Source organism: Ensifer sp. R-19, assembly GCF_049905105.1.
In the GTDB taxonomy this organism is placed as follows: Bacteria; Pseudomonadota; Alphaproteobacteria; order Rhizobiales; family Rhizobiaceae; genus Ensifer.
On record NZ_CP184569.1, the window covers coordinates 1,441,322 to 1,462,860 of the forward strand.

General features: G+C 61.2%; 20 protein-coding genes and 1 tRNA gene. 8 read left to right on the forward strand and 13 right to left on the reverse strand.

The features are described from left to right. The first annotated feature begins 11 nt into the window (after window positions 1-11). Window positions 12-701 carry a DUF502 domain-containing protein gene (locus ACN9MO_RS07080; protein ID WP_057255931.1) on the forward strand — a complete coding sequence of 230 codons (690 nt, stop codon included), beginning with the start codon at window positions 12-14 and terminating at the stop codon, window positions 699-701. A gap of 47 nt (window positions 702-748) precedes the next feature. On the opposite strand, the gene recG is transcribed toward ACN9MO_RS07080, so the two are convergent. Further along, window positions 749-2,854 (reverse strand): ATP-dependent DNA helicase RecG, encoded by a 2,106-nt coding sequence (gene recG / locus ACN9MO_RS07085; protein WP_057255934.1) that lies wholly within the window; start codon window positions 2,852-2,854, stop codon window positions 749-751. Window positions 2,855-3,183: 329 nt separating this feature from the next. Between recG and ACN9MO_RS07090 the strand changes: the two genes are divergently transcribed. Beyond that, entirely contained in the window at window positions 3,184-3,489 is a 306-nt protein-coding gene (locus ACN9MO_RS07090; RefSeq protein ID WP_057255936.1) for a succinate dehydrogenase assembly factor 2, read from the forward strand. Window positions 3,490-3,496: 7 nt separating this feature from the next. Next, window positions 3,497-7,000 carry a transcription-repair coupling factor gene (mfd, locus tag ACN9MO_RS07095; RefSeq protein WP_113133175.1) on the forward strand — a complete coding sequence of 1,168 codons (3,504 nt, stop codon included), beginning with the start codon at window positions 3,497-3,499 and terminating at the stop codon, window positions 6,998-7,000. Window positions 7,001-7,055: 55 nt separating this feature from the next. Here the strand turns inward: mfd and ACN9MO_RS07100 are convergent, their stop codons facing one another. Next, window positions 7,056-7,718, reverse strand: a complete 663-nt coding sequence (locus ACN9MO_RS07100) for a DsbA family oxidoreductase (RefSeq protein WP_112996229.1) — start codon at window positions 7,716-7,718, stop codon at window positions 7,056-7,058. Window positions 7,719-7,808: 90 nt separating this feature from the next. Continuing rightward, window positions 7,809-9,590, reverse strand: coding sequence for an extracellular solute-binding protein (locus ACN9MO_RS07105; protein ID WP_057256086.1), 1,782 nt, complete (start codon window positions 9,588-9,590; stop codon window positions 7,809-7,811). 307 nt (window positions 9,591-9,897) lie between these two features. On the opposite strand from ACN9MO_RS07105, the gene ACN9MO_RS07110 reads away from it, so the two are divergent. Beyond that, on the forward strand, window positions 9,898-10,527 hold the full coding sequence (locus ACN9MO_RS07110) for an invasion associated locus B family protein (RefSeq protein WP_057255942.1): 630 nt from the start codon (window positions 9,898-9,900) through the stop codon (window positions 10,525-10,527). A 77-nt stretch (window positions 10,528-10,604) separates the two neighbouring features. Here the strand turns inward: ACN9MO_RS07110 and hspQ are convergent, their stop codons facing one another. The 3 genes from hspQ to ACN9MO_RS07125 all read right to left on the reverse strand — a co-directional run bounded on the left by hspQ (window position 10,605) and on the right by ACN9MO_RS07125 (window position 13,041). Beyond that, window positions 10,605-10,934, reverse strand: a complete 330-nt coding sequence (gene hspQ, locus ACN9MO_RS07115; RefSeq protein WP_057255944.1) for a heat shock protein HspQ — start codon at window positions 10,932-10,934, stop codon at window positions 10,605-10,607. Window positions 10,935-11,228: 294 nt separating this feature from the next. Next, a complete protein-coding gene (gene glnA / locus ACN9MO_RS07120; protein WP_057255946.1) occupies window positions 11,229-12,638 on the reverse strand; it encodes a type I glutamate--ammonia ligase in 1,410 nt (469 codons plus the stop codon). A gap of 64 nt (window positions 12,639-12,702) precedes the next feature. After that, window positions 12,703-13,041: a P-II family nitrogen regulator gene (locus tag ACN9MO_RS07125; RefSeq protein ID WP_003528058.1), complete on the reverse strand. Its 339-nt coding sequence runs from the start codon at window positions 13,039-13,041 to the stop codon at window positions 12,703-12,705. 343 nt (window positions 13,042-13,384) lie between these two features. On the opposite strand from ACN9MO_RS07125, the gene ACN9MO_RS07130 reads away from it, so the two are divergent. Next, window positions 13,385-14,860, forward strand: coding sequence for an NAD(P)H-hydrate dehydratase (locus tag ACN9MO_RS07130; RefSeq protein WP_112996228.1), 1,476 nt, complete (start codon window positions 13,385-13,387; stop codon window positions 14,858-14,860). 182 nt (window positions 14,861-15,042) lie between these two features. Here ACN9MO_RS07130 and gpt read toward each other — a convergent pair whose 3' ends face one another. After that, entirely contained in the window at window positions 15,043-15,540 is a 498-nt protein-coding gene (gene gpt / locus ACN9MO_RS07135; protein WP_057255950.1) for a xanthine phosphoribosyltransferase, read from the reverse strand. A gap of 174 nt (window positions 15,541-15,714) precedes the next feature. After that, window positions 15,715-16,467, reverse strand: a complete 753-nt coding sequence (locus ACN9MO_RS07140) for a competence/damage-inducible protein A (protein WP_057255952.1) — start codon at window positions 16,465-16,467, stop codon at window positions 15,715-15,717. Window positions 16,468-16,633: 166 nt separating this feature from the next. Between ACN9MO_RS07140 and wrbA the strand changes: the two genes are divergently transcribed. The 3 genes from wrbA (at window position 16,634) to ACN9MO_RS07155 (ending at window position 18,004) form a co-directional block, all read left to right on the forward strand. Further along, complete coding sequence (wrbA, locus tag ACN9MO_RS07145) at window positions 16,634-17,233, forward strand: NAD(P)H:quinone oxidoreductase (protein WP_057255954.1); 600 nt, start codon at window positions 16,634-16,636, stop codon at window positions 17,231-17,233. Between the two features lie 228 nt (window positions 17,234-17,461). Next, entirely contained in the window at window positions 17,462-17,704 is a 243-nt protein-coding gene (locus tag ACN9MO_RS07150) for a DUF2188 domain-containing protein (protein ID WP_057255956.1), read from the forward strand. Window positions 17,705-17,785: 81 nt separating this feature from the next. Beyond that, window positions 17,786-18,004, forward strand: a complete 219-nt coding sequence (locus ACN9MO_RS07155; RefSeq protein ID WP_057255959.1) for a hypothetical protein — start codon at window positions 17,786-17,788, stop codon at window positions 18,002-18,004. Window positions 18,005-18,086: 82 nt separating this feature from the next. Here the strand turns inward: ACN9MO_RS07155 and ACN9MO_RS07160 are convergent. The 5 genes from ACN9MO_RS07160 to ACN9MO_RS07180 form a co-directional block, all read right to left on the reverse strand. Next, a tRNA-Leu gene (locus tag ACN9MO_RS07160) sits at window positions 18,087-18,171 on the reverse strand. Between the two features lie 70 nt (window positions 18,172-18,241). Further along, a complete protein-coding gene (locus ACN9MO_RS07165) occupies window positions 18,242-18,499 on the reverse strand; it encodes a hypothetical protein (protein ID WP_156414768.1) in 258 nt (85 codons plus the stop codon). Window positions 18,500-18,679: 180 nt separating this feature from the next. After that, window positions 18,680-19,384, reverse strand: a complete 705-nt coding sequence (locus ACN9MO_RS07170; protein WP_057256088.1) for an HAD family hydrolase — start codon at window positions 19,382-19,384, stop codon at window positions 18,680-18,682. Between the two features lie 4 nt (window positions 19,385-19,388). Further along, on the reverse strand, window positions 19,389-19,979 hold the full coding sequence (locus ACN9MO_RS07175; protein WP_057256090.1) for a hypothetical protein: 591 nt from the start codon (window positions 19,977-19,979) through the stop codon (window positions 19,389-19,391). An 81-nt stretch (window positions 19,980-20,060) separates the two neighbouring features. Further along, entirely contained in the window at window positions 20,061-21,515 is a 1,455-nt protein-coding gene (locus ACN9MO_RS07180) for a TrkH family potassium uptake protein (RefSeq protein WP_112996226.1), read from the reverse strand. Window positions 21,516-21,539: the final 24 nt, after the last annotated feature.

Sequence of the window (21,539 nt, forward strand, 5' to 3'; positions counted from 1 at the left end):
ACGGAAGAAGCATGACGGAACACTCAAAACGCGGCTATATCGGCACCCGGCTGCGCAACTATTTCCTGACCGGCCTGATCGTCTGCGCACCGGTGGCGATCACCGTTTGGCTCGTGCGCACGTTCATCGATTGGGCCGATGGGTGGGTGAAGCCGTATCTGCCGAACTTCTACAATCCGGACACCTATTCGCCCGTAGCCATTCCCGGCTTCGGGTTGCTCGTTGCCATTTTCGTGATCACGTTCGTCGGCTTCATGACCGCAAACCTCGTCGGTCGGTCGATCGTCAATTTCGCCGAGTCCCTGGTCAATCGAACGCCGCTCGTCCGTACGATCTACAAGGCAACGAAACAGATCTTCCAGACGGTGCTGCAGGAACAGTCGTCGTCCTTCAAGAAGGCAGGGCTGATCGAGTATCCGAGCCCCGGCCTCTGGTCGCTCGTGTTCATTGCGACCGACGTTAAAGGCGAGATCGCATCCAAGTTCGACGATCGTGGCATGGACATGGTGGCGGTGTTCCTGCCACCGACTCCGATCCCCACTGCCGGCTTTCTGCTGTTTGTTGCGCGCGACAAGATCATACCGCTTGAGATGAGCGCGGAAGATGCAGCCAAGCTGCTGATTTCCGGCGGCTTGGTGACGCCCGACTACAAGCCGCTCGCCAACGCGCCGCTGAAGATCAGCCAGCAGAAAACCGCCTGACATCGAGGCACACTTCGGGACGGAAACCGGCTCACGCTTTCTCGCCTCTAGCCGGCGCGCAGGAAGCGGATCGCCTCGTCGCGTCGGTAGAGATAGAGCAGCGTCCGGAGTGCTTCACCGCGTTCCGACGTCAGATCTGGGTCGCGCTCGATCACATAGGCGGCGTCCTTCCGCGCGATTTCCAACAGGTCGCCATGGGCTTCCAGGCTGGCGATGCGGAAGCCCGGCGTGCCCGACTGGCGCGTGCCGAGCAACTCGCCTTCGCCGCGCAGCTTCAAGTCTTCCTCGGCGATCAGGAAGCCGTCCTCGCTGTCGCGCAGGATCGAGAGCCGTGATCGGCCATTTTCGCTGAGCGGTCCCTTGTAGAGCAGGATGCAGGTCGAAGCCTCATCGCCCCGGCCAACGCGGCCGCGCAATTGATGAAGCTGGGCAAGGCCGAAGCGTTCCGCATGTTCGATCACCATGATCGTCGCATCGGGCACGTCGACGCCGACTTCCACGACGGTGGTGGCGACCAGCAAGCGGATCTCGCCATTCTTGAAGGCGAGCATGACTGCATCTTTCTCCGCCCCATTCATGCGACCGTGTACGAGGCCGACGGTGTTGCCGAAGCGTTTGGCGAGGCCTTCGTACCTCTCTTCCGCCGACATGACGTCGACTGCTTCCGACTCCTCGACAAGCGGGCAGATCCAATAGGCCTTTTTGCCTTCGCGAAGCGCTGCATCCAGCCGTTCGACGATATCGCCGGTACGCTCCGTCGGAATCGTCACGGTCTGGATCGGCTTCCGCCCGGCAGGCTTCTCAGTCAGCTTCGAGACATCCATGTCGCCGAAGGCCGCGAGCACCAGCGTACGCGGGATCGGTGTTGCCGTCATGACGAGCATATGCGGCGAGATTCCCTTGGCGGTCAGGCGCAGGCGCTGGTGAACGCCGAAACGATGCTGCTCGTCCACCACCGCCAGCGTCAATTCTCTATAGTTCACCGTATCCTGGAAAAGTGCGTGCGTACCGATCACCATCCGCGTCTCGCCGGATGCGATGCGATCAAGGATTGCATCGCGTTCCTTGCCCTTGGTGCGGCCAGTCAGGACGTCAATCGTGATGCCGGCCGGGGCGGCCATCCTGGCAAGGGTCGCATGGTGTTGCCGGGCGAGGATTTCCGTCGGTGCCATCAGCACGGCCTGGCCGCCGGATTCGACCGCTGCGAGCATCGCCATCAGCGCCACCATCGTCTTGCCGGAGCCGACGTCGCCCTGCAGCAGCCGCAGCATGCGTTCGGTGCCTGCCATATCCTTGAGGATGTCGGCAATAGCCGTGGACTGGCTCGCCGTCAGCGAAAAGGGAAGGGCGTCGATGACCGGGCGGGAGAGCGCGCCGGTAGCATGGACCGGAATGCCTGCGACCTTGCGCAGACGTTGCCGGACCAGTGCCAATGACAGTTGCCCGGCAAGAAATTCGTCATAGGCCAGGCGGCGGCGCGCGGGTGCCTGGGGATCGATATCCGTTGCATCCCGGGGATCATGCAGCGCTCGGAAACTCTCGGCCGCACTGGCGAAGCCCTGCTTGGTGAGCAGCGCATCGTCCACCCATTCCGGCATTTCCGGGACGCGGGCGACAGCCGCCTCGATCGACTTGCGCAAGGTCCGGGGCGAAAGTCCGGCGGTCAGACCATAGACCGGTTCGACCAGCGGCAGGTTTTCCGCCTCGCTTGCGCGGACCGCGTAGTCTGGATGGACCATCGAAGGCCGGCCGTTGAACCAGTCGACCTTGCCGCTGACGATCACCGTCTCATCCACCGGCAGCGATTTCTCCAGCCAATTGCCTTTGACCCGGAAGTAGGTGAGCGCCAGTTCGCCGGTTTCGTCATGCAGGAAGACGCGGTAGGGCAGGTTTGGTTTGCCGCGCGGCGGTGGCTGATGGCGATCGACCCGGCCGGTAATGGTGACGATTACCCCTTGCGGCGCATGGGCAATGCCGGGCTGCTGGCGACGGTCGATCAGCGAATGCGGCGCATGGAAGACAAGATCGACGACACGGCAATCCTCGATCGTTTCGCGGCCGAGCAGCTTGGCATAGAGCTCGCCGATCTTCGGGCCGATGCCGGGAAGCGTGTCGAGCGGTGAGAAGAGCGGGTCGAGCAGGGCGGGACGCATGGTGATGAAATTGCGATGATAAATCGGGCTTTGGCAAGGCTGACAATCACCAATTCAGAGTTTATAGAGCCCATTGACGACAAACCGTAGCCTAGAGCGTCCCGCTTTCAAGTGGTATCACTGAAGGCGACAAGGTGCTCTGGAATCAAAGCGCTGGAGCGTCCCTCGCGTGTTCGTCCGAATGCGCGGCGCTCTCCTGCATGTTTCCTTTCTCCCTAAATCCAATCCGGTTTAGGGACAAAAACATGCAGCAATCTAAAGTGCTACAGCGACTTTCGTGCGCCTTGGAAGACGCGCGGCGCGGTAGCGGGCGGCAGGAAGGAATTTCCATGACTGGCATCTCACGCACCAGCGCCGATCTCGATCCGCGGCGACGGCGGATCCTGTTCCGCGCCTGGCATCGCGGCATCCGCGAGATGGACCTGATCCTCGGGCAGTTTGCAGAGGCCGAGCTTTCGGTGCTTTCCGAAGTGGAGCTCGATGAACTCGAGACGATCATGCGCGAAGAGGACAATGATCTCGTCAGGTGGATCACCGGTGAACAACCTCTGCCCGTTCGCTATCAGACGCCGATGTTCGAGCGCATTGCCGCCTATCGTCCGGATTTCGACAAGCTTCCCGAAGGGATGAAATAGAGCGATGATGCTGGTTGGCCTTGATCCGAAGAAGATTGTCGAAGCACAACGAGAGATCACGATCGGCCCGGTTCCATCAGGCGCCGAGGCACTGGTTCTCGCCGAGTTCGCGCGGGCGGGCCAGCCGGTCGCCTATATTCTCTCGGATGGTCAACGGATCGCGGATCTTGAGCAGGTTCTCGGCTTCGTGGCACCCGATATCCCGGTATTGACGCTGCCGGGCTGGGACTGCCTTCCCTATGACCGCGTGTCGCCAAGCGCCGACACGTCAGCGCGGCGTCTCGCGGCGCTCAGTGCGCTCATCGCGCACAAGAAGAAACCGCATGCAGCGATCGTGCTGGTGACGATCAACGCTGCCCTGCAGAAGATCTCGCCGCAGAATGTGATCGAGAGTCTGGCGTTTTCGGCCCGCCCGGGCAACCAGGTGCGCATGGATGACATCGCGATGCGGCTCGAGCGCAATGGTTTCGAGCGCGTCGCGACGGTGCGTGAGGTTGGCGAATATGCCGTGCGCGGCGGCATCCTCGATGTCTTCGTGCCCGGCAGCGGCGAACCTTTGCGCCTCGACTTCTTCGGCGATACGTTGGAGACCATCCGCTCCTTCGATCCCGCAAGCCAGCGCACGACCGGCCAGGTCCGCTCTCTCGATCTCAACCCGATGAGCGAGGTGTCGCTGACGCCGGAGACGATCAGCCATTTCCGCAAGCAGTATCTGTCGCTTTTCGGCGCGACCACCCGCGACGATGCGCTCTACCAGGCCGTATCCGAAGGGCGGCGTTATGCCGGCATGGAGCACTGGCTGCCGCTCTTTTATGACGGGCTGGAGACGGTCTTCGACTATCTCCATGGTTTCCGCATCGTCACCGATCATCTGGCGCGTGAAGCTGCGGCCGAACGCTCGAAGCTCATTCTCGACTATTACGATGCCCGTCTGGCATCGGCCTCTCCCGGCAAATCGCAGACGACCCAGGGCACGCCCTATAAGCCGGTTCCGCCGGAACTGCTCTATCTGAATTCGCAGGGCTTCAATGCTGCACTGACCTCGCGCGACGCTATTCGTCTGTCGCCTTTCAACGAGTATGAAGGCGAAGCCCGGCAGGTGATATCGGTCGACGCGCGCCAGGGCATGCGCTGGGCCAAGTCGGCCGGCGAGGGCGAGACCGATAGCGAGCGCGTCAACGTCTTCGACCAGGCGGTCAAGTACATCGCCGAGCGGCGCTCGAAGGGCGCCAAGGTGGTCATTTCGGGCTGGAGCGAGGGATCGCTGGACCGCCTGTTGCAGGTGCTTGCCGAGCACGGACTCGGCAACATCAAGCCGATCAAGGCGCTGGCCGAGGTCAAGAGCCTGAAGCCGGGCGAGGCGGGATCGACCGTCCTCAGCATCGAGGCCGGCTTCGAGACCGGCGATCTCGTGATCATCGGCGAACAGGATATCCTGGGCGACCGCATGGTACGCCGTTCGAGGCGCCGCAAGCGCGGGGCCGACTTCATCGCCGAAGTCGCGGGCCTCGACGAGGGCAGCTACGTCGTGCATGCCGAACACGGCATTGGCCGGTTTGTCGGCTTGCGCACCATCGAAGCCGTCGGCGCACCGCATGATTGCCTCGAGCTCGTCTATGCCGACAATGCCAAGCTGTTCCTGCCGGTCGAAAACATCGAGCTTCTGTCGCGCTATGGAGCAGAAGGGACCGATGCGATCCTCGACAAGCTTGGTGGCGTCGCCTGGCAGGCACGCAAGGCCAAGCTCAAGAAGCGCCTGCTGGACATGGCAGGCGGTCTCATCCGTATCGCCGCCGAACGCCACACGCGTCGGGCACCGGTTCTTGCCGCGCAGGATGGCGTCTATGACGAATTCGCCGCGCGCTTCCCCTATGATGAGACCGAGGACCAGCTGAACTCGATCGAGGCCGTGCGCGACGATCTCGGCAGCGGCCGCCCGATGGACCGCCTCGTCTGCGGCGACGTCGGCTTCGGCAAGACGGAAGTTGCACTGCGTGCCGCCTTCATCGCGGCCATGAACGGCGTACAGGTCGCCGTCGTCGTGCCGACGACGCTGCTGGCGCGCCAGCATTTCAAGACCTTCTCCGAGCGTTTCCGCGGTCTGCCGATCCGCATCCAGCAGGCATCCCGCCTCGTTGGATCGAAGGAATTGGCGTTGACCAAGAAGGAGGTGGCGGACGGAAAGACCGACGTCGTCGTCGGCACCCACGCGCTGCTTGGCACGTCGGTCAATTTCGCCAATCTCGGCCTTCTGATCATCGACGAAGAGCAGCACTTTGGCGTCAAGCACAAGGAGCGGCTGAAGGAGCTGAAGTCGGATGTCCACGTGCTGACGCTTTCGGCAACGCCGATCCCGCGCACGCTTCAGCTGGCGCTGACCGGCGTTCGCGAATTGTCGCTGATCACCACGCCGCCGGTCGACCGCATGGCGGTGCGCACCTTCATCTCACCCTTCGACGCGCTGGTGATTCGCGAAACGCTGATGCGCGAGCATTATCGCGGCGGCCAGAGCTTCTATGTCTGCCCGCGCCTGAGTGACCTCTCGGAGATCCACGACTTCCTGAAATCGGACGTTCCGGAATTGAAGGTAGCGGTTGCTCACGGCCAGATGCCGGCAACCGAGCTCGAAGACATCATGAACGCCTTCTACGATGGGCGTTACGATGTGCTGCTTTCGACGACGATCGTCGAATCCGGTCTCGACGTGCCGACGGCCAATACGCTGATCGTGCACCGCGCCGACATGTTCGGACTTGCGCAGCTCTACCAGCTGCGCGGTCGTGTCGGCCGCTCGAAGGTGCGTGCCTTCGCGCTTTTCACGCTTCCGGTAAACAAGACGCTGACGGGACCTGCCGAACGACGGCTGAAGGTGCTGCAGTCGCTCGACACGCTCGGTGCCGGCTTCCAGCTGGCGAGCCACGACCTCGATATTCGCGGCGCCGGCAACCTGCTCGGCGAGGAACAGTCGGGCCATATCAAGGAGGTCGGCTTCGAGCTTTACCAGCAGATGCTGGAAGAGGCGGTCGCCGAGCTCAAGGGTGAAGAAGAAATCCACGATACCGGTTGGTCGCCGCAGATCTCGGTCGGAACCCCGGTCATGATCCCCGAACACTACGTGCCGGATCTGCATCTGAGGCTCGGTCTCTATCGCCGCCTCGGGGAACTGACGGATCTCAAGGAGATCGACGGCTTCGGCGCCGAAATGATCGACCGCTTCGGCCCGTTGCCGATCGAGGTCCAGCACCTCTTGAAGATCGTCTACATCAAGTCGCTGTGCCGTACGGCGAATGTCGAGAAGCTCGATGCCGGGCCGAAGGGTGTCGTGGTGCAGTTCCGCAACAAGGAATTCCCGAACCCGGCCGCGCTCGTCGGTTACATCGCCAAGCAGGGTACGCTTGTGAAGATCCGGCCGGACCACAGCATCTTCTTCCAAAGGGAACTGGCAACGCCGGAGAAGCGTCTTTCGGGCGCTGCGATGGTGATGACGCAGCTCGCAGGGTTGGCGAAATAGCCTATGCAGGCATCGCGCTGCCGCGTGATGCGGCAGCGTCAGCGTTCGCGGCGGCTCAGTTCGGCTTGCCGCTTGCCTTCATCTCGGCGATTTCGCGCAGCGCATTCGTCAACACGTCGACGGATTGCGCTCCCATCACGGCATATTGCCCTTCGAGGATGAAGCAGGGGACACCGGTCACGCCCATCTCGCGGGCCAAACCGACCTCTTCCTTGACCGCGTCCTTATCGGCGTCGGAGGTCAGCAACGCCGCGATGACGGGACGGTCGAGACCGGCCTTCTCGGCGATATCCAGAAGCACGGCGTGATCGCCGACATTGCGGCCTTCCTCGAAATTCGCCTTGAACAGCATGCCGACGACGGCCGTCTGCGCTGCCTCGCCGTTGGTTGCAGCCCAGCGGACGAGCCGATGCGCGTCGAGCGTGTTCGGGCTGATCTTCACGGCGTCAAAGTCGAAGGCGATGCCCTCGGCGTTTCCGAGTTCGCGCAGCATATCATGGGCGCGATCGACCGCCGCCTGGCCACCGAGCTTTGCCGCCAGGTGCTGCTTGTGGTCGACGCCTTCCGGCGGCAGGTCGGGATTGAGCTGATAGGGACGCCAGTTGACGGTGACGAGCACGTCGGGGACGTTGGTGATCGCCTGATCCAGCCTTGCCTTGCCCAGATAGCACCAGGGGCAGACGACGTCCGAGACGATATCGATGCTGACGGTTTGCATGGTGCGGGTGCCTTTCCTTGTTTTGGTATGTCGGCGAGATAAGCCGGTTTTATCCGGCTTTCAATGCGTTACCAAAAGGGAACCAACCCTCTATTGGGCGTTTTGATCCCACCAGGCCGGAAGCTGATAGCCATAAAGCGGCAACACATCGGGGCGGCCGATGTGCTTGCGTCGGGCCACCCACTGTGCGTCCAGATGATAGAGCGGAACCAGGTAGGAATTGTTGATCAGCAGCCGGTCGTGGGCGCGCACGGCAGCCGTGAAATCCTCGGTCGTGCGGGCCTGGAGAATGTTGTTGATCATGCGGTCGACATCCTTGTCGGCAACGCCGGCAAAGTTGTCGCTGCCCTGCCGATCCCTGGCCTGGGAGGACCAGCGCCCGGCCTGTTCGATGCCGGGTGACAACGTCGACGGGAAGGACTTGATGATCACGTCATAGTCGAAGGACTGACTGCGCTGCTGGTATTGCGAATCGTCGACGGTGCGCACCGACACCTGGATGCCCAGCGGCGCGAGGAAGCGCTGGTAGGCGAGGGCGATCTTTTCCTGGCCCGCGTTCTGGCTCATGATCTCGAAGGCGAGCGGCGCGCCCTTGGCGTCCACCATCTTGCCGTCCTTGATCTGGAAGCCCGCCTCTCGCATCAGCGAGACGGCGACGCGCAGCACGTTGCGATCGCGCCCGGAGGCGTCGGTCACCGGCAGCCGGTAGGTGCCATCGAGGATTGCCGGATTGATGCGATCGCGCGCATCGCCGATGAGGCCGAGTTCGCGGTCGTCTGCCGGTGCGCCGAGGAAACTCAGCGTCGAGTTCTGCCAATAGCTCTGGGTGCGCGTGTAGGCACCATCGAAGAGGTTCTTGTTGACCCACTCGAAGTCGAACACCAGCGCCAGACCCTGGCGGAGCTTGAGATTGTCGAACATCGGCTTGCGGGTATTGAACACAATGCCGAGCATGCCCGAGGGCGTTTTCGGCTTGAAGGTCTCTTTGACGACGTCGCCGGAGCGGACCGCCGGGAAATCGTAGCCGCGTGCCCACTTGGTGGCGCTGCCTTCCGGATAGATGTCGATCTCGCCCTTCTTGAACGCCTCGAACAGCGAATTTTCCTGGAGGAAGTATTCGACCGAGATTTCGTCGTAATTATCCTGGCCGACCTTCGACGGCAGGTCCTTCGCCCAGTAGTCCGGGTTTCTCTTGTAGACGATGCGTTCGCCGGGCTTCACTTCAGTGACACGATAGGGGCCGGAGCCGAGCGGCGGTTTCAAGCTCGTCTGGTCGAAGCTTGCAACGTCGATGGCGTGTTTCGGCAGGACCGGCGAGAGGCCGAGCAGCAGCGGAAGCTCGCGGTCGGCTTCTTCGGTGAAGGTGAAGCGTACGCTGCGGTCACCGACCTTCTCCATCTTCGCCACCTTGGTCAGGCGGTTGCTGAAGGGGACACGTCCCTTGTCGCGCATCAGTTCGAAGCTGAAGATCACGTCTTCAGCGGTGACCGGCTGCCCATCGGCCCAGCGGGCATTGGGGTTGAGGTTGAACTGGATGAAGGTCCGGTCGTCATCCCATTCAACCGATTCGGCGAGCAGGCCGTACATGGTGAAGGCTTCGTCGCGCGAGCGCTGCATCAGCGATTCGTAGACGAGGTTGCCGTATTCCGGATCCCACATGCCGCGCGCTGTCGTGCGCATGCTTTTCAGAATGAAGGGATTGAGGCTGTCGAAGCTGCCGACGACGCCGTAGGCGATCTTCCCGCCCTTTTTCACGTTCGGATTGACGTAGGGGAAGTTCTTGAAATCGGCTGGCAGCGCCGGCTCGCCGTGCATGGCAATGGCATGCACGGGCGCGGCTACCGCACCATTGCCGAACGAAGTGACGGTCATGAGCAGGGCCAGACCGGAAAGAAATGCACGCAAAGTCACCTCCCGTGAAGGGGTATCAACAGGCCGATTCCCTGAACGTTACCAATGGAGACCGATGAAGCCAACCGATCAGCCGCCCAAATTCCGCCCAGTAGCAAGTCAAAAAATGACAGGAAACACTGGATAATCGAAGCGAGCCAATGTAACAGGTGTTTCCGGAAACGGGGTCATGCATTTGCCTTATTTGGCCAACAGGACAACGGCGGCTGACGATACTCACCTGCGGAACGAACTGTTCCGTTACCGGATTTCAGGAGACGGAATCACAATGATCTTCAAGTCGAATTTTACCAAACGCTCGGCTATGGCAGCGCTGGCGCTCTCTGTAGCTGCTGCGGGCGTACCGAGTGTTGCATCCGCCCAGCAGGCGGGTGGCAAGCCGCCGCAGGGCTGGTTCAAGATCTGCACCAAGCAGGAAGACAATGACGTCTGCATCGTTCAGAACCTCCTGACCGCCAACAACGGCCAGCTCGTGACCGCCGTCGGCCTCATCACCGTAAGCGGCAAGGTCAACCGTAAGGTCCTGCAGGTTTCCGTACCGTCCGCACGCCTCATCCCGACGGGCGTCCAGATGCAGATCGACGGCGGCAAGCCGGTGAAGCTCGACTACGCAATCTGCATGCCGGACAAGTGCGTCGCCGAAGCGCCGCTGTCCGACCAGCTGATCGCCAGCCTGAAGAAGGGCAACGAGGTGGTCTTCACCTCGGTCAACTTCCAGCGCGCTCCGAACCCGATCAAGATGGCCCTCACGGGCTTCACCGGTATTTTCGACGGCGAGCCGATCGAGCAGTCGCAGCTCGAAGAGCGTCAGCGCCTTCTGCAGGAAGAAATGCAGAAGAAGGCGGAAGACGCCCGCAAGAAGCTCGAAGAAGCCCAGAAGGCTGCCAAGAAGAACTAAGCGATCTCTCGCTATTCCCAAAAAGAAACGCCCGGACTTAGCGTCCGGGCGTTTTTATTTGTCCGGGGCGAAAAGCCCTAGTGACGGAAAGCCGCCTTGGGCCTGTAGTGGCCGACGCCGTCCTTGTCGAACAGGGCATCGACTTGGGCGTGGCGCATCGGCCGGTCGCTGTCGTCGAACTCCAGGTTCTGCTCGGAAACGTAGGCGACATACTCGCTGTCGTCGTTTTCGGCGAACAGATGGTAGAAGGGTTGATCCTTGCTCGGGCGGATCTCCTGCGGAATGGCGTTCCACCATTCCTCGGTGTTGGCGTATTCCGGATCGACGTCGAAAATGACGCCTCGGAACGGGAAAATCCGATGGCGAACCACCTGTCCGATCTCGAATTTGGCGTTTCTTTGTTTCATGACGCAACACATCCTTTCAGGAGATTATCTGGGTTGGCGAACCCAAAACATCAATAGGGATCTCCCTTCCGCCCCGCGTTGGGCAATTGCGCTAGCTGTCCGGATAGACGCGCACAAGTTGCCGTCAACATAATATCACACAATTCGGCAAAGCGTGCCGCCCACCACAAGGTGCGGCGTTTCCAAGAGCGCGAGCATCAGCCGAAAAAGAAAGGCCGGCGACCTCGATCGAGGCGCCGGCCTTCTGCATGGGGTGCTTAGCTGGAAGCGGTGTTGCTGCCGGCCTGCATGGTCTTAGACCGAGTAGTACATGTCGTACTCGACCGGATGCGGCGTCATTTCGAAGCGCATCACTTCCTGCATCTTCAGTTCGATGAAGGAGTCGATCTGGTCGTCGTCGAACACGCCGCCGGCCGTCAGGTACTTGCGGTCCTTGTCGAGGCTTTCGAGCGCTTCGCGCAGCGAGCCGCAAACCGTCGGGATCTTCTTCAGCTCCTTCGGCGGCAGGTCGTAGAGGTCCTTGTCCATGGCCTTGCCCGGATGCAGCTTGTTCTTGATGCCGTCGAGGCCGGCCATCAGCATGGCTGCGAAGGCGAGGTAGGGGTTCGCGGTCGGGTCCGGGAAGCGGACTTCAACGCGCTTGGCCTTCGGGTTCGTGCCGAACGGAATGCGGCAGGAAGCCGAGCGGTTGCGTGCCGAATAGGCGAGCAGAACCGGTGCTTCGTAGCCCGGGACGAGACGCTTGTAGGAGTTCGTCGACGGGTTGGTGAAGGCATTCAGCGACTTGGCGTGCTTGATGATGCCGCCGATGAAGTAGAGGCAGGTTTCCGACAGGCCGGCATATTCGTCGCCTGCGAAGGTCGGCTTGCCGTCCTTCCAGATCGACAGATGCACGTGCATGCCCGAACCGTTGTCGCCGAAGATCGGCTTCGGCATGAAGGTTGCCGTCTTGCCGTAGGCGTTGGCGACCTGGTGCACGACGTACTTGTAGATCTGCATCTTGTCGGCGTTGCGCACCAGCGCGTCGAACTTGACGCCGAGCTCGTGCTGGGCGGCGGCCACTTCGTGGTGATGCTTTTCGACCGTTACGCCCATTTCGGACAGAACCGTCAGCATTTCCGAGCGCATGTCCTGGCAGCTGTCGATCGGCGGAACCGGGAAATAGCCGCCCTTGACGCGCGGGCGGTGGCCGAGGTTGCCGGTCTCATAGTCGGTGTCGTCGTTCGACGGCAGTTCCGAGGAGTCGAGCTTGAAGCCGGTGTTGTACGGATCGGCCTTGTACTTGACGTCGTCGAAGACGAAGAATTCGGCTTCCGGGCCGACGAAGACGGTGTCGCCGATACCCGATGCCTTGAGGTAGGCTTCCGCCTTCTTGGCCGTGCCGCGCGGGTCGCGGTTATAGGATTCGCCCGAAACCGGATCGAGAATGTCGCAGATGATGACCATCGTCGACTGCGCGAAGAACGGGTCCATATGCGCTGTTTCCGGATCGGGCATCAGCACCATGTCGGACTCGTTGATGGCCTTCCAGCCGCCAATCGAGGAGCCGTCGAACATGACGCCATCGGCGAACATGTCTTCGTCGACGCAGACCACATCCATCGTTACGTGCTGCAGCTTGCCCTTGGGATCGGTAAAGCGCAGGTCGACGAACTTGACGTCGTTGTCCTTGATTTGCTTCAGAATATCGCTTGCAGTCGTCATTTGCCGTTATTCCCTGTGTGAGATGACGAGGTTTGAAAAGAACCGGGCCGGACGGCCCGTGATATCAGATGGCGTCGAGGCCGGTTTCGCCCGTGCGAATTCGGATGACTTCTTCCACATTGGAAACGAAAATCTTTCCGTCACCAATGCGGCCGGTTTGCGCGGCATTGCGGATTGCCTCGATGACGGCCTCCGCGTTTTCGTCCGCCAGCACGACCTCGACCTTAACCTTCGGCAGGAAGTCCACCACGTATTCGGCGCCGCGATACAGCTCCGTGTGACCCTTCTGCCGCCCGAAGCCCTTGGCTTCCGTGACGGTGATGCCCTGCAGGCCGACTTCCTGAAGGGCTTCCTTCACTTCGTCGAGCTTGAAGGGCTTAATGATCGCTTCGATCTTTTTCATGAGAAAATGTCTCTCCGCTTCTCCCTTTAAAGCAGGATTATGCCCGCTCGCCCTGAATATGCACGTTGCATGCCAGTTTTTCTGCGAAAATCTGTCAGAACGACAAAAAATCTACTGCCACGACGTGGATTGCGGGGTTTCCATGCCATTTCCTGGCTGGGATCTGCCTAATTTTTATGATTTTCGATCGAAAGTTGCCCGGCATCGGTCGATGCTTTCAGTCATCAACAGGGTGAAGCACGTTATTTGAGCAACAAATATGTGCAAATGCATAATTTTGGGGCAAATCCGTGCTGGGTGTGAGGCCTTGCGTCACGCCGTCGGGCATGGATAAGTCTACGACATGCGCTCCGAACTTCAGCACTTGTTGATCACGCCCTCGGAAATGACGGCAATCGATCAGGCGGCCGCCCAATCCGGCATCGAAAGCTTCACACTGATGCGCAACGCCGGCCTGGCCGTGACCGCGGCGGCCTTGCGACACTTCCCGGATGCCCTCCGTTTCCTCGTGCTCTGCGGGCCGGGCAACAATGGCGGCGATGGTTATGTCGCGGCATGCGGTCTTGCGGAAAGTGGGGCGGATGTCGCGGTTTTTACACTCGGCAATCCCGCGGCACTTCAAGGCGACGCCGCACGCGCACGGTCGGAATGGAAGGGAACGGCGGCGTCGCTTGACGCAATCGAACTTCGGGCCGGCGATGTCGTCATCGATGCGCTGTTCGGGGCCGGGCTCTCGCGCGGTCTCTCGGGGGACGTCGTTCAGCTCATTGAACGGATCAACGCGAGCGGGCTCCCGGTCATCGCGGTCGATCTGCCGAGCGGCATCGATGGGCGGACCGGTGAAGTCCGTGGCGCCGCCTTCGCAGCCCGCCACACGGTAACCTTCATGGCGCCGAAGCCGGGCCACTGGCTTTTGCCCGGTCGATCCCTGTGCGGAAAGCTCGACGTCTTCGATATCGGAATCCCGCCGCGCATCGTGCTGGCCGAGGCCGGCCCGCTGCGTCTGAATTCGCCGACGGTCTGGTCCGGCTGGCGTGGAGATCTCGCGCCGTCAACGCACAAGTTCAGGCGTGGTCACCTCGTCGTCTTTTCAGGCGACCGGCAAGCAACGGGGGCCGCGCGCCTGGCGGCCACGGCAGGGCTCGCGGCCGGCGCCGGACTGGTCACGGTGGCAACGGGAAAGGCTGCGCTCGGCATCAATGCGTCGCAATTGACCGCTGTGATGGTCAACGAAGTGGAAGGTAAGCGAGACCTGACGAAATGGCTGCAGGATCGTCGCTTGGGCAGCTTCGTCCTCGGGCCCGGCTTCGGTGTCGGCAAGAAGGCGAGGGACTTTGCGCTTGCTTTGTGCGATCGGTCGCTGGTGCTCGACGCAGACGGGATCACGTCGTTTCAGGCGAACCGCGAGGAACTCTTCGCCGCGCTTGCGAGGGGCGGAGGGCAGATGGTCATGACGCCGCACGAGGGCGAATTCGCGCGACTCTTTCCCCAAATTGCCGGCGACGGCGCACTCTCCAAGATCGAAAGGGCGCAGAAGGCGGCTCGCGAGAGCCATGCGGTCATCGTCTACAAGGGAGCAGACACGGTGATCGCAGCACCGGACGGTCGGGCCGTGGTCAATAACAATGCGCCAGCATGGCTGGCAACGGCCGGTTCGGGCGACGTTCTCGCCGGCATCATCGGCGCACATCTTGCTCAAGGGATGCCGGCCTTCGAGGCAGCGGCGGCCGCCGTGTGGCGACATGGCGCGGCCGGCAGCCAGGCCGGGCGGGGGCTCACCGCCGAGACATTGATTGGCGTCATACCGCCATTGGCGTGAGGCTGGAAATGCAACGCCTCGAGCAGCCGGACTTCATGGGAGGGACCGCTCGAGGCGCTTTTGTCTGTTTGCCCGGCTCTTAGATCATTTCATTGTTTCATCGAAACACTGATATGATCTAAGTCTTTGAAATTACGCAATTCCGGACGGAAAACCGTTTCACACTTTTCCTGGAATTGCTCTTAGCCGCGGGTGCCCTTGGCGATCGGCTCCTGATAGGTGAAGCCCATGTCCCAGGGGAAGTAGATCCAGGTGTCCTGGCTCACTTCGGTAACGAAGGTATCGACCATCGGCCGGCCCTTCGGCTTGGCGTAGACGGCGGCGAAATGCGCCTTCGGCAGCATGGCGCGCACTTCCGCGGCGGTCTTGCCGGTGTCGGTCAGGTCGTCGACGATCAGCACGCCTTCGCCGCCGTTCTCGGCGATTTCGGGTGCGATGCCCTTCAGCACCTTCATCTGACCCTGCGTGTCATAGTCGTGGTAGGACGCGATGCAGACGGTCTCGATCATGCGGATATTGAGCTCGCGGCAGATGATCGCCGCAGGAACCAGGCCGCCGCGTGTGATGCAGACCATGGCGCGCCATTCCTGGCCGTTGTCGGCGAGGCGCCACGCAAGCGCGCGCGCGTCACGGTGGAACTGGTCCCAGGAGACGGGAAAGGCTTTATCGGGCAGCGACATCAGTGGGCTCCGGCTTGTCTGTACTTGGTAAAGACGAAGCGTCCGGCAGATCGGGCAGGCGGGAACGCGTCATCCTGATTTGCCGACATGCAATAACGGCAATAGCGGTCAAAGTGCAAGGCTCTACAGCGCCGCGCGTCCTTTAAGACGCGCTAAGGGCGCTATACAGGGAAGTCACGCTTTTGCGCGTGCTTCGGTGATTGCCTGGATCATCGCCTGCACATCGGCTTCGGCCGCAGCCAGCGCCTGCGGATCGCGGGCACGCACGACAATATCGGTCGAGAAGTTCTTGCCGTCGAACTTGGGGTAGGAGCCGATGCTGGTCTCCGGATGGTTTTTCTGCACCTCCGTCAGCGGACTGCCGATATCGCCTTCGCCGAATGGCGAGCGAACGGTGCGCGAGAGGAGGGGCGAACCGACCTGAAGGCCGGGCAGCAAGGCGTCGAGCATGGCCTGAAACACCTGCGGCACACCGGCCATGACATGCACATTGCCGATCGCGAAGCCCGGCGCGGTGGAGACGGGATTCGGGATGTGGCGTGCGCCAAGCGGCATGCGCGCCATGCGCTTGCGGGCGTCGGTGAACTCCATGCCGCGGCGCTCGTACATCGCGCCGAGCAGGGCCATCGCCTCGGGCTCGTAGACGCACTCGACGCCGAAGGCGCGTGATATCGCGTCGGCGGTGATGTCGTCATGGGTGGGGCCGATGCCGCCCGAGGTGAAGACGTAATCGTAGCGGCTGCGTACGGCGTTGATCGCTTCGACGATGGCGGCTTCGTCATCGGCGACGATCCGCACTTCGCGCAGATCAATGCCCACCATGGTCATCATGTCGGCGAGATGGCCGATGTTCTTGTCCTTGGTGCGACCCGACAGAAGTTCATCGCCGATGGCGACCATCGCGGCAGTGACGATTTTTGTGCTCATCGGTAATTCCTACTTATATAAGCCAATCATTTAACAGTGATTGTTTATTGTTCGACGGGCGAGAACAGTCTGTTTCTCGGACAGCTTCTGGCAAGCGGCCGCATTTTGATAAATCTTCCCGGCAGCGGTGATCAAGTGGGATCGCTTGAATCCAAAGGAGCATTTTATGGCCAAGGTTCTTGTTCTCTATTATTCGGCATACGGACACGTCGAAACGATGGCCTATGCGGTGGCCGAAGGCGCGAAATCGGCCGGCGCCGAAGTGGACGTGAAGCGCGTGCCCGAACTTGTGTCGGAAGAAGTCGCCAAGGCTTCGTACTACAAGCTGGACCAGGCAGCGCCAATCGCCACCGTCGAAGAACTTGCGCAATATGACGCAATCATCTTCGGCGCAGGCACGCGCTACGGCACCGTTGCCTCGCAGATGCGCAACTTCATCGACCAGACGGGCAGCCTGTGGGCCAAGGGCAAGCTGGTCGGCAAGGTCGGCTCGGTCTTCACATCCTCTGCGACGCAGCATGGTGGCCAGGAGTCGACGATCCTCGGCTTCATCCCGACCCTGATGCACCACGGCATGGTCGTCGTCGGTCTTCCCTATGCCTTCCAGGGCCAGATGGGCCTCGACGAGATCAAGGGCGGCTCGCCCTACGGCGCCTCGACGATCACCGGCGGCGACGGTTCGCGCCAGCCCTCCGAGGTTGAACTCGAAGCCGCTCGTTTCCAGGGCGCACATGTCGCCAAGATCGCCGCGAAGCTCGCCGATTGATCGCTCAAGATATTGGATTTCTTGATCAAGGGCGGCTCCGAAAGGGGCCGCTCTTTTGATTCGCGACACGCCGTTTCGGAGTGATTCGCGAAGGTGGCAATTCGCACCGCACCTGTGGTAATATCCGCGGCGTTCGGCATGAACATGCCTTTGACGAGGAGGAAAGAACGGCCGTGCGGCAACGGCCCGCCGAAGACCGAAGCGTTTTCGGACGATTGGGAGGGAAGTATGGCGCGGATCACTTACACCATCGTTCCTCATGACGGAGGATGGGCCTATAAGGCCGCCGAAGCATATTCGGAGCCCTTTCCCAGCCGCGAAATGGCGCTAGCCGCCGCCAAGGCTGCCGCCGCCGAACAACAGGTCGGCGGCGACGACGAAGATATCAGTTTCCAGGATGACGAAGGCCACTGGCACTTCGAGCACACAGACGGCGGCGATCGGCCGGAAGCGACCGTAGAAGACGGCTAGTACGCTTCAAGGCAGGCCGGCTCAATCCGAACACAAGCGTGAGTATTGCGTGCACACCATCTCTCCCACGGAGGATATTCGATGCACTATAACGTTCAGATCTTCACCTGGACCCCGCGGCAGGGAGTCCACCAGGTCGGATCGGCAATCGAGGTGGACGCCCCCAATTCGAAGGCGGCAGCGGTCTCCCTTCTCGGCCTGAGGCTGGAAAACCAGGGATGCGCAACGAAGCTCGCCGTCCGGGTATGGCACGACGATGCTTACCGGGCCGAATGCGATTGCTACTACTACAACAGCTGAGCGGTCGCGCTCTCTGAAGCAACCTCTCGCTTCTCAGCGAGCGGCTACACGTGCGCGGAATAATCATTGAAAGCCGGATGTCTGGTGCGGGCGGCGGGGATCGAACCCGCACAGCCAAGGCCGAGAGATTTTAAGTCTCTTGCGTCTACCAGTTTCGCCACGCCCGCTTTGCCCCCTAGATCAAACACTCAAGGGGAACAGTCAAGTGCATCAGACAGGTGAAAGGTGGATTGCCGCTCAGGCGCTCTGTTGCTTAGGCTTCAGAAAGTAGAAGACGACAGCTGCGATGAGCGCGGCGATGCCGCAGAGGATGAACATTTCGAAATAGGGGCGGCCCGAATTGAATGAGTAGATGGCAGGAGCCACGAACGCCAAGACGACCAAGCCCGCCAGACGGGACGAAAGCACGCTGAGAGCGGAGACCTTGCGCAGCAGCCACCCGATCAGCGTGCCGAGCAGCAGCATTGAAATTGTTGCACCGAATATTTGTGCCATTGTCACTCCCCCCTGACGAAATCGCGATGGTATATCGCGCTGATTCGGAGTGCGGTGGATAGGGAGTACAACCGCTGATTTCGTTCGACGCGCTAGCGCGGATGCGGTCGCGATAGCCTCCGACGCCTCGCCAACAGCCTTTTGGTGGTGTGGCCCCAGGAGGGCAATTAGCCCGCGTGCCTAGAGCGGCAAGCGTTCAAGGATCGGCGGCAATCCGCCGAGATCGTCGATCTCGCGAAATCTCCGATGGTTCTCCGGCTTGTCGTGATGCTCGAATGCCCAAGTCAGTGCATGTGGGACGTAAACACCCCAGCTTCCCGCATCGAGGGCCGGAACGATGTCGGATTTCAGAGAGTTGCCGACCATCAGGCTTTTCAGCGGCCCGTCGCCATGGCGCTTGAAGAGGCGTTCGTAGGTGCTCGCATTCTTGTCGCTGACGATCTCGACGGCGTCGAAATAATCGCCAAGGCCGGAGGCCGCGAGCTTGCGCTCCTGGTCGAAGAGATCGCCTTTCGTGATCATGACAAGGCGGAAGGTGCCGTGAAGGGCACTGAGTGTTTCTTGGACATGGGGCAGGGGTTCGACCGGATGGACAAGCATGTCGCGGCCGGCCGCCAGGATTTCGGCGATCACGGATGAGGGGACTTTCCCATCCGTCACGTCCACCGCGGTCTCGACCATCGACAGAACGAAGCCTTTGATGCCGAAACCGTAGAGAGCGAGATTGCGTTTCTCCGCGGCAAGCAGCCGTTCGGACAGATGCTCGGTGTCGGTGTGGGGGCTCAGAAGTTCGGCGAAGCGTGCCTCGGTCAGGCGAAAGAACTGTTCGTTCTGCCAAAGCGTATCGTCGGCATCGAAACCAACAGTCGTTATTGCATGGGGCATGATCTTACGGTCCGGCAATCTTGAAGGGCTGGTCGACGCTAGCGGTCTTGCCGCTGTTGACGTCATTGAAATGGAAGCGCAGCACGTAGTCGCCGGCCGGCGCGCCGGAAACATCGATGGTCAGCGTCGAATAGATTTCCTGGTTCCTGAGGTAACCGGTGAAGGTGAAGTCGCCGAAGGCCTTCTGGCCGGCGAGAACGTCACCCTTCGGATTGAGGATATCGAAGTCGACGGTGAAATGGCTCTCGAGCTTGCCCTTCTCTGCCGCATCCTTCCAGGAGAGGCCGATCGGCTCGATGTAGGAGATCAGCGACTCTCCCTCCTTGAAGACCGAGCCGTCTCGCGGCTGGTACATCGCATAACCAGTCGGCTGCTTGGAGACGAAGATCGCCTTGCCGATCGCGAAGGGCAGCGTTTGCGAAAAGTCGCTCATCGCCTTGAGAAGCAGGTCTCGCGCCTTTGCCGCATCGCCCGAAGCGGCAAGTTTCTCCGCCTGCGCCGCCGCGTCGGTGAGCGGTCCGGCGTGGGCGATGGAGTGTCCGGATAGTGTCGTGGCGGCGCTCAGCGTCGCCAGAAGAAGAATATGTTTCACCATGACGTTCCCCCATCGCCGGATGACACCGACTTTCGGCATCTGCCGCATCAAGTCAAGACGATAGGGCTGGCCGGCCAATGGTCAATGCTTCCAGAACACCGGCGTCAGGATCACGAGCACGGTCAGCACTTCCAGACGGCCGAGCAGCATCATCAGCGACAGCAGATAGAGCTCGGGATCGCCGAGCGTCGAGAAGTTGCCGGCCGGCCCGATGATGGGGCCAAGCCCGGGGCCGACATTCGAAAGGCAGGTGATGACAGCCGATGTCGCTGTGACCAGGTCGTAGCCGAGCGCACCCATGGCGAGGCTGCCGAAGACCCAGAGCAGGATATAGGTGATGAAGAACAGGAAGATGGCGCGCTGCGTGTCGGCATCGACGGTGTTGTTGCCATAGCGCACGGCGTAGATCGCATTGGGATAGACGAGCTTGTTGAGCCCCGAGCGGATCGCGTTGAAGAGCACGATGAACCGATATGCCTTGATGCCGCCTGCCGTCGATCCGGAACAACCGCCCATGAAGGTCGCGATGAAGGCGGCCATGACGACGAAGGGCCCCCAGAGGCTGTAGTCCTGGCTGGCATAGCCGCTGGTCGAGAGGATCGAGGTGATGTTGAAGAAGGAATGCGCCAGGGCCAGGTGAAATTCGACGCCATTCGCCAGGCGGTGATAGACCGCCACTGCGACCGAAAAGGCAGAGAGATAGCCGAGAAAGACGATGATCTGCGGATCGCGCAGCGCGTCAAGCCGGCCGCGCGCCACCAGCACGATCAGGATCGAGAACGGCAGGCTGCAAAGCGCCATGAAGAAGGTCGCCGTCCAGAGCAGTGGAATACTGCCGAAATAGGCGAAGGATGCATCATGGGTGGAAAAGCCGCCGGTCGCCACCGTCGACATCGCGTGGTTGATCGCGTCGAAGCGGTTCATGCCGGTCAGGAAGTAGCCGATGGTGCAGAGGAGCGTGATGACGACATAGACGATCAGGAACGCGCGGCTGAAGCTGGCGAGGCGTGCAAACGGCTTGTCGCTGGTATCGGAGGATTCCATCTTGAAGAAGGACATGCCGCCGACCCTGAGATAGGGGATGATGAAGAGGCCGAGCACGACGATGCCGATGCCGCCGAGCCAGCAGAGTAGCGAGCGCCAGACGAGCAGGCCGGGCGGCGCGACGTCGAGCCCGACGATGACGGTGCCGCCGGTCGTGGTGATTGCCGATACGGACTCAAACAGCGCCTGGGCAAAATCGAGGTCGAGCGACGACAGCCAGAGCGGGATCGCGCCGACCACCGAAAACACGGCCCACAGCAGGTTGACGAGGACGAACCCGAACTTCTTGGAGAAGGGCGGCGGCCCCATGCGGGTCGCCATGAAGGTCGCAAGCGAAAACCCGCCGACCAGGAAGGCCGAAGCGGCGAAGATCTGCCAGTCGGGATGGCCGTAGTAGAGATCGACCATCGCCGGCACCAGCATCGCGCATGCGAGATAGATGCCGAGGATTGCCGCGATGTGCACAGCATGCCGGATCAGAGTTGCGTTCAAGCGTTCAATTTCCCGGAAAGCGTT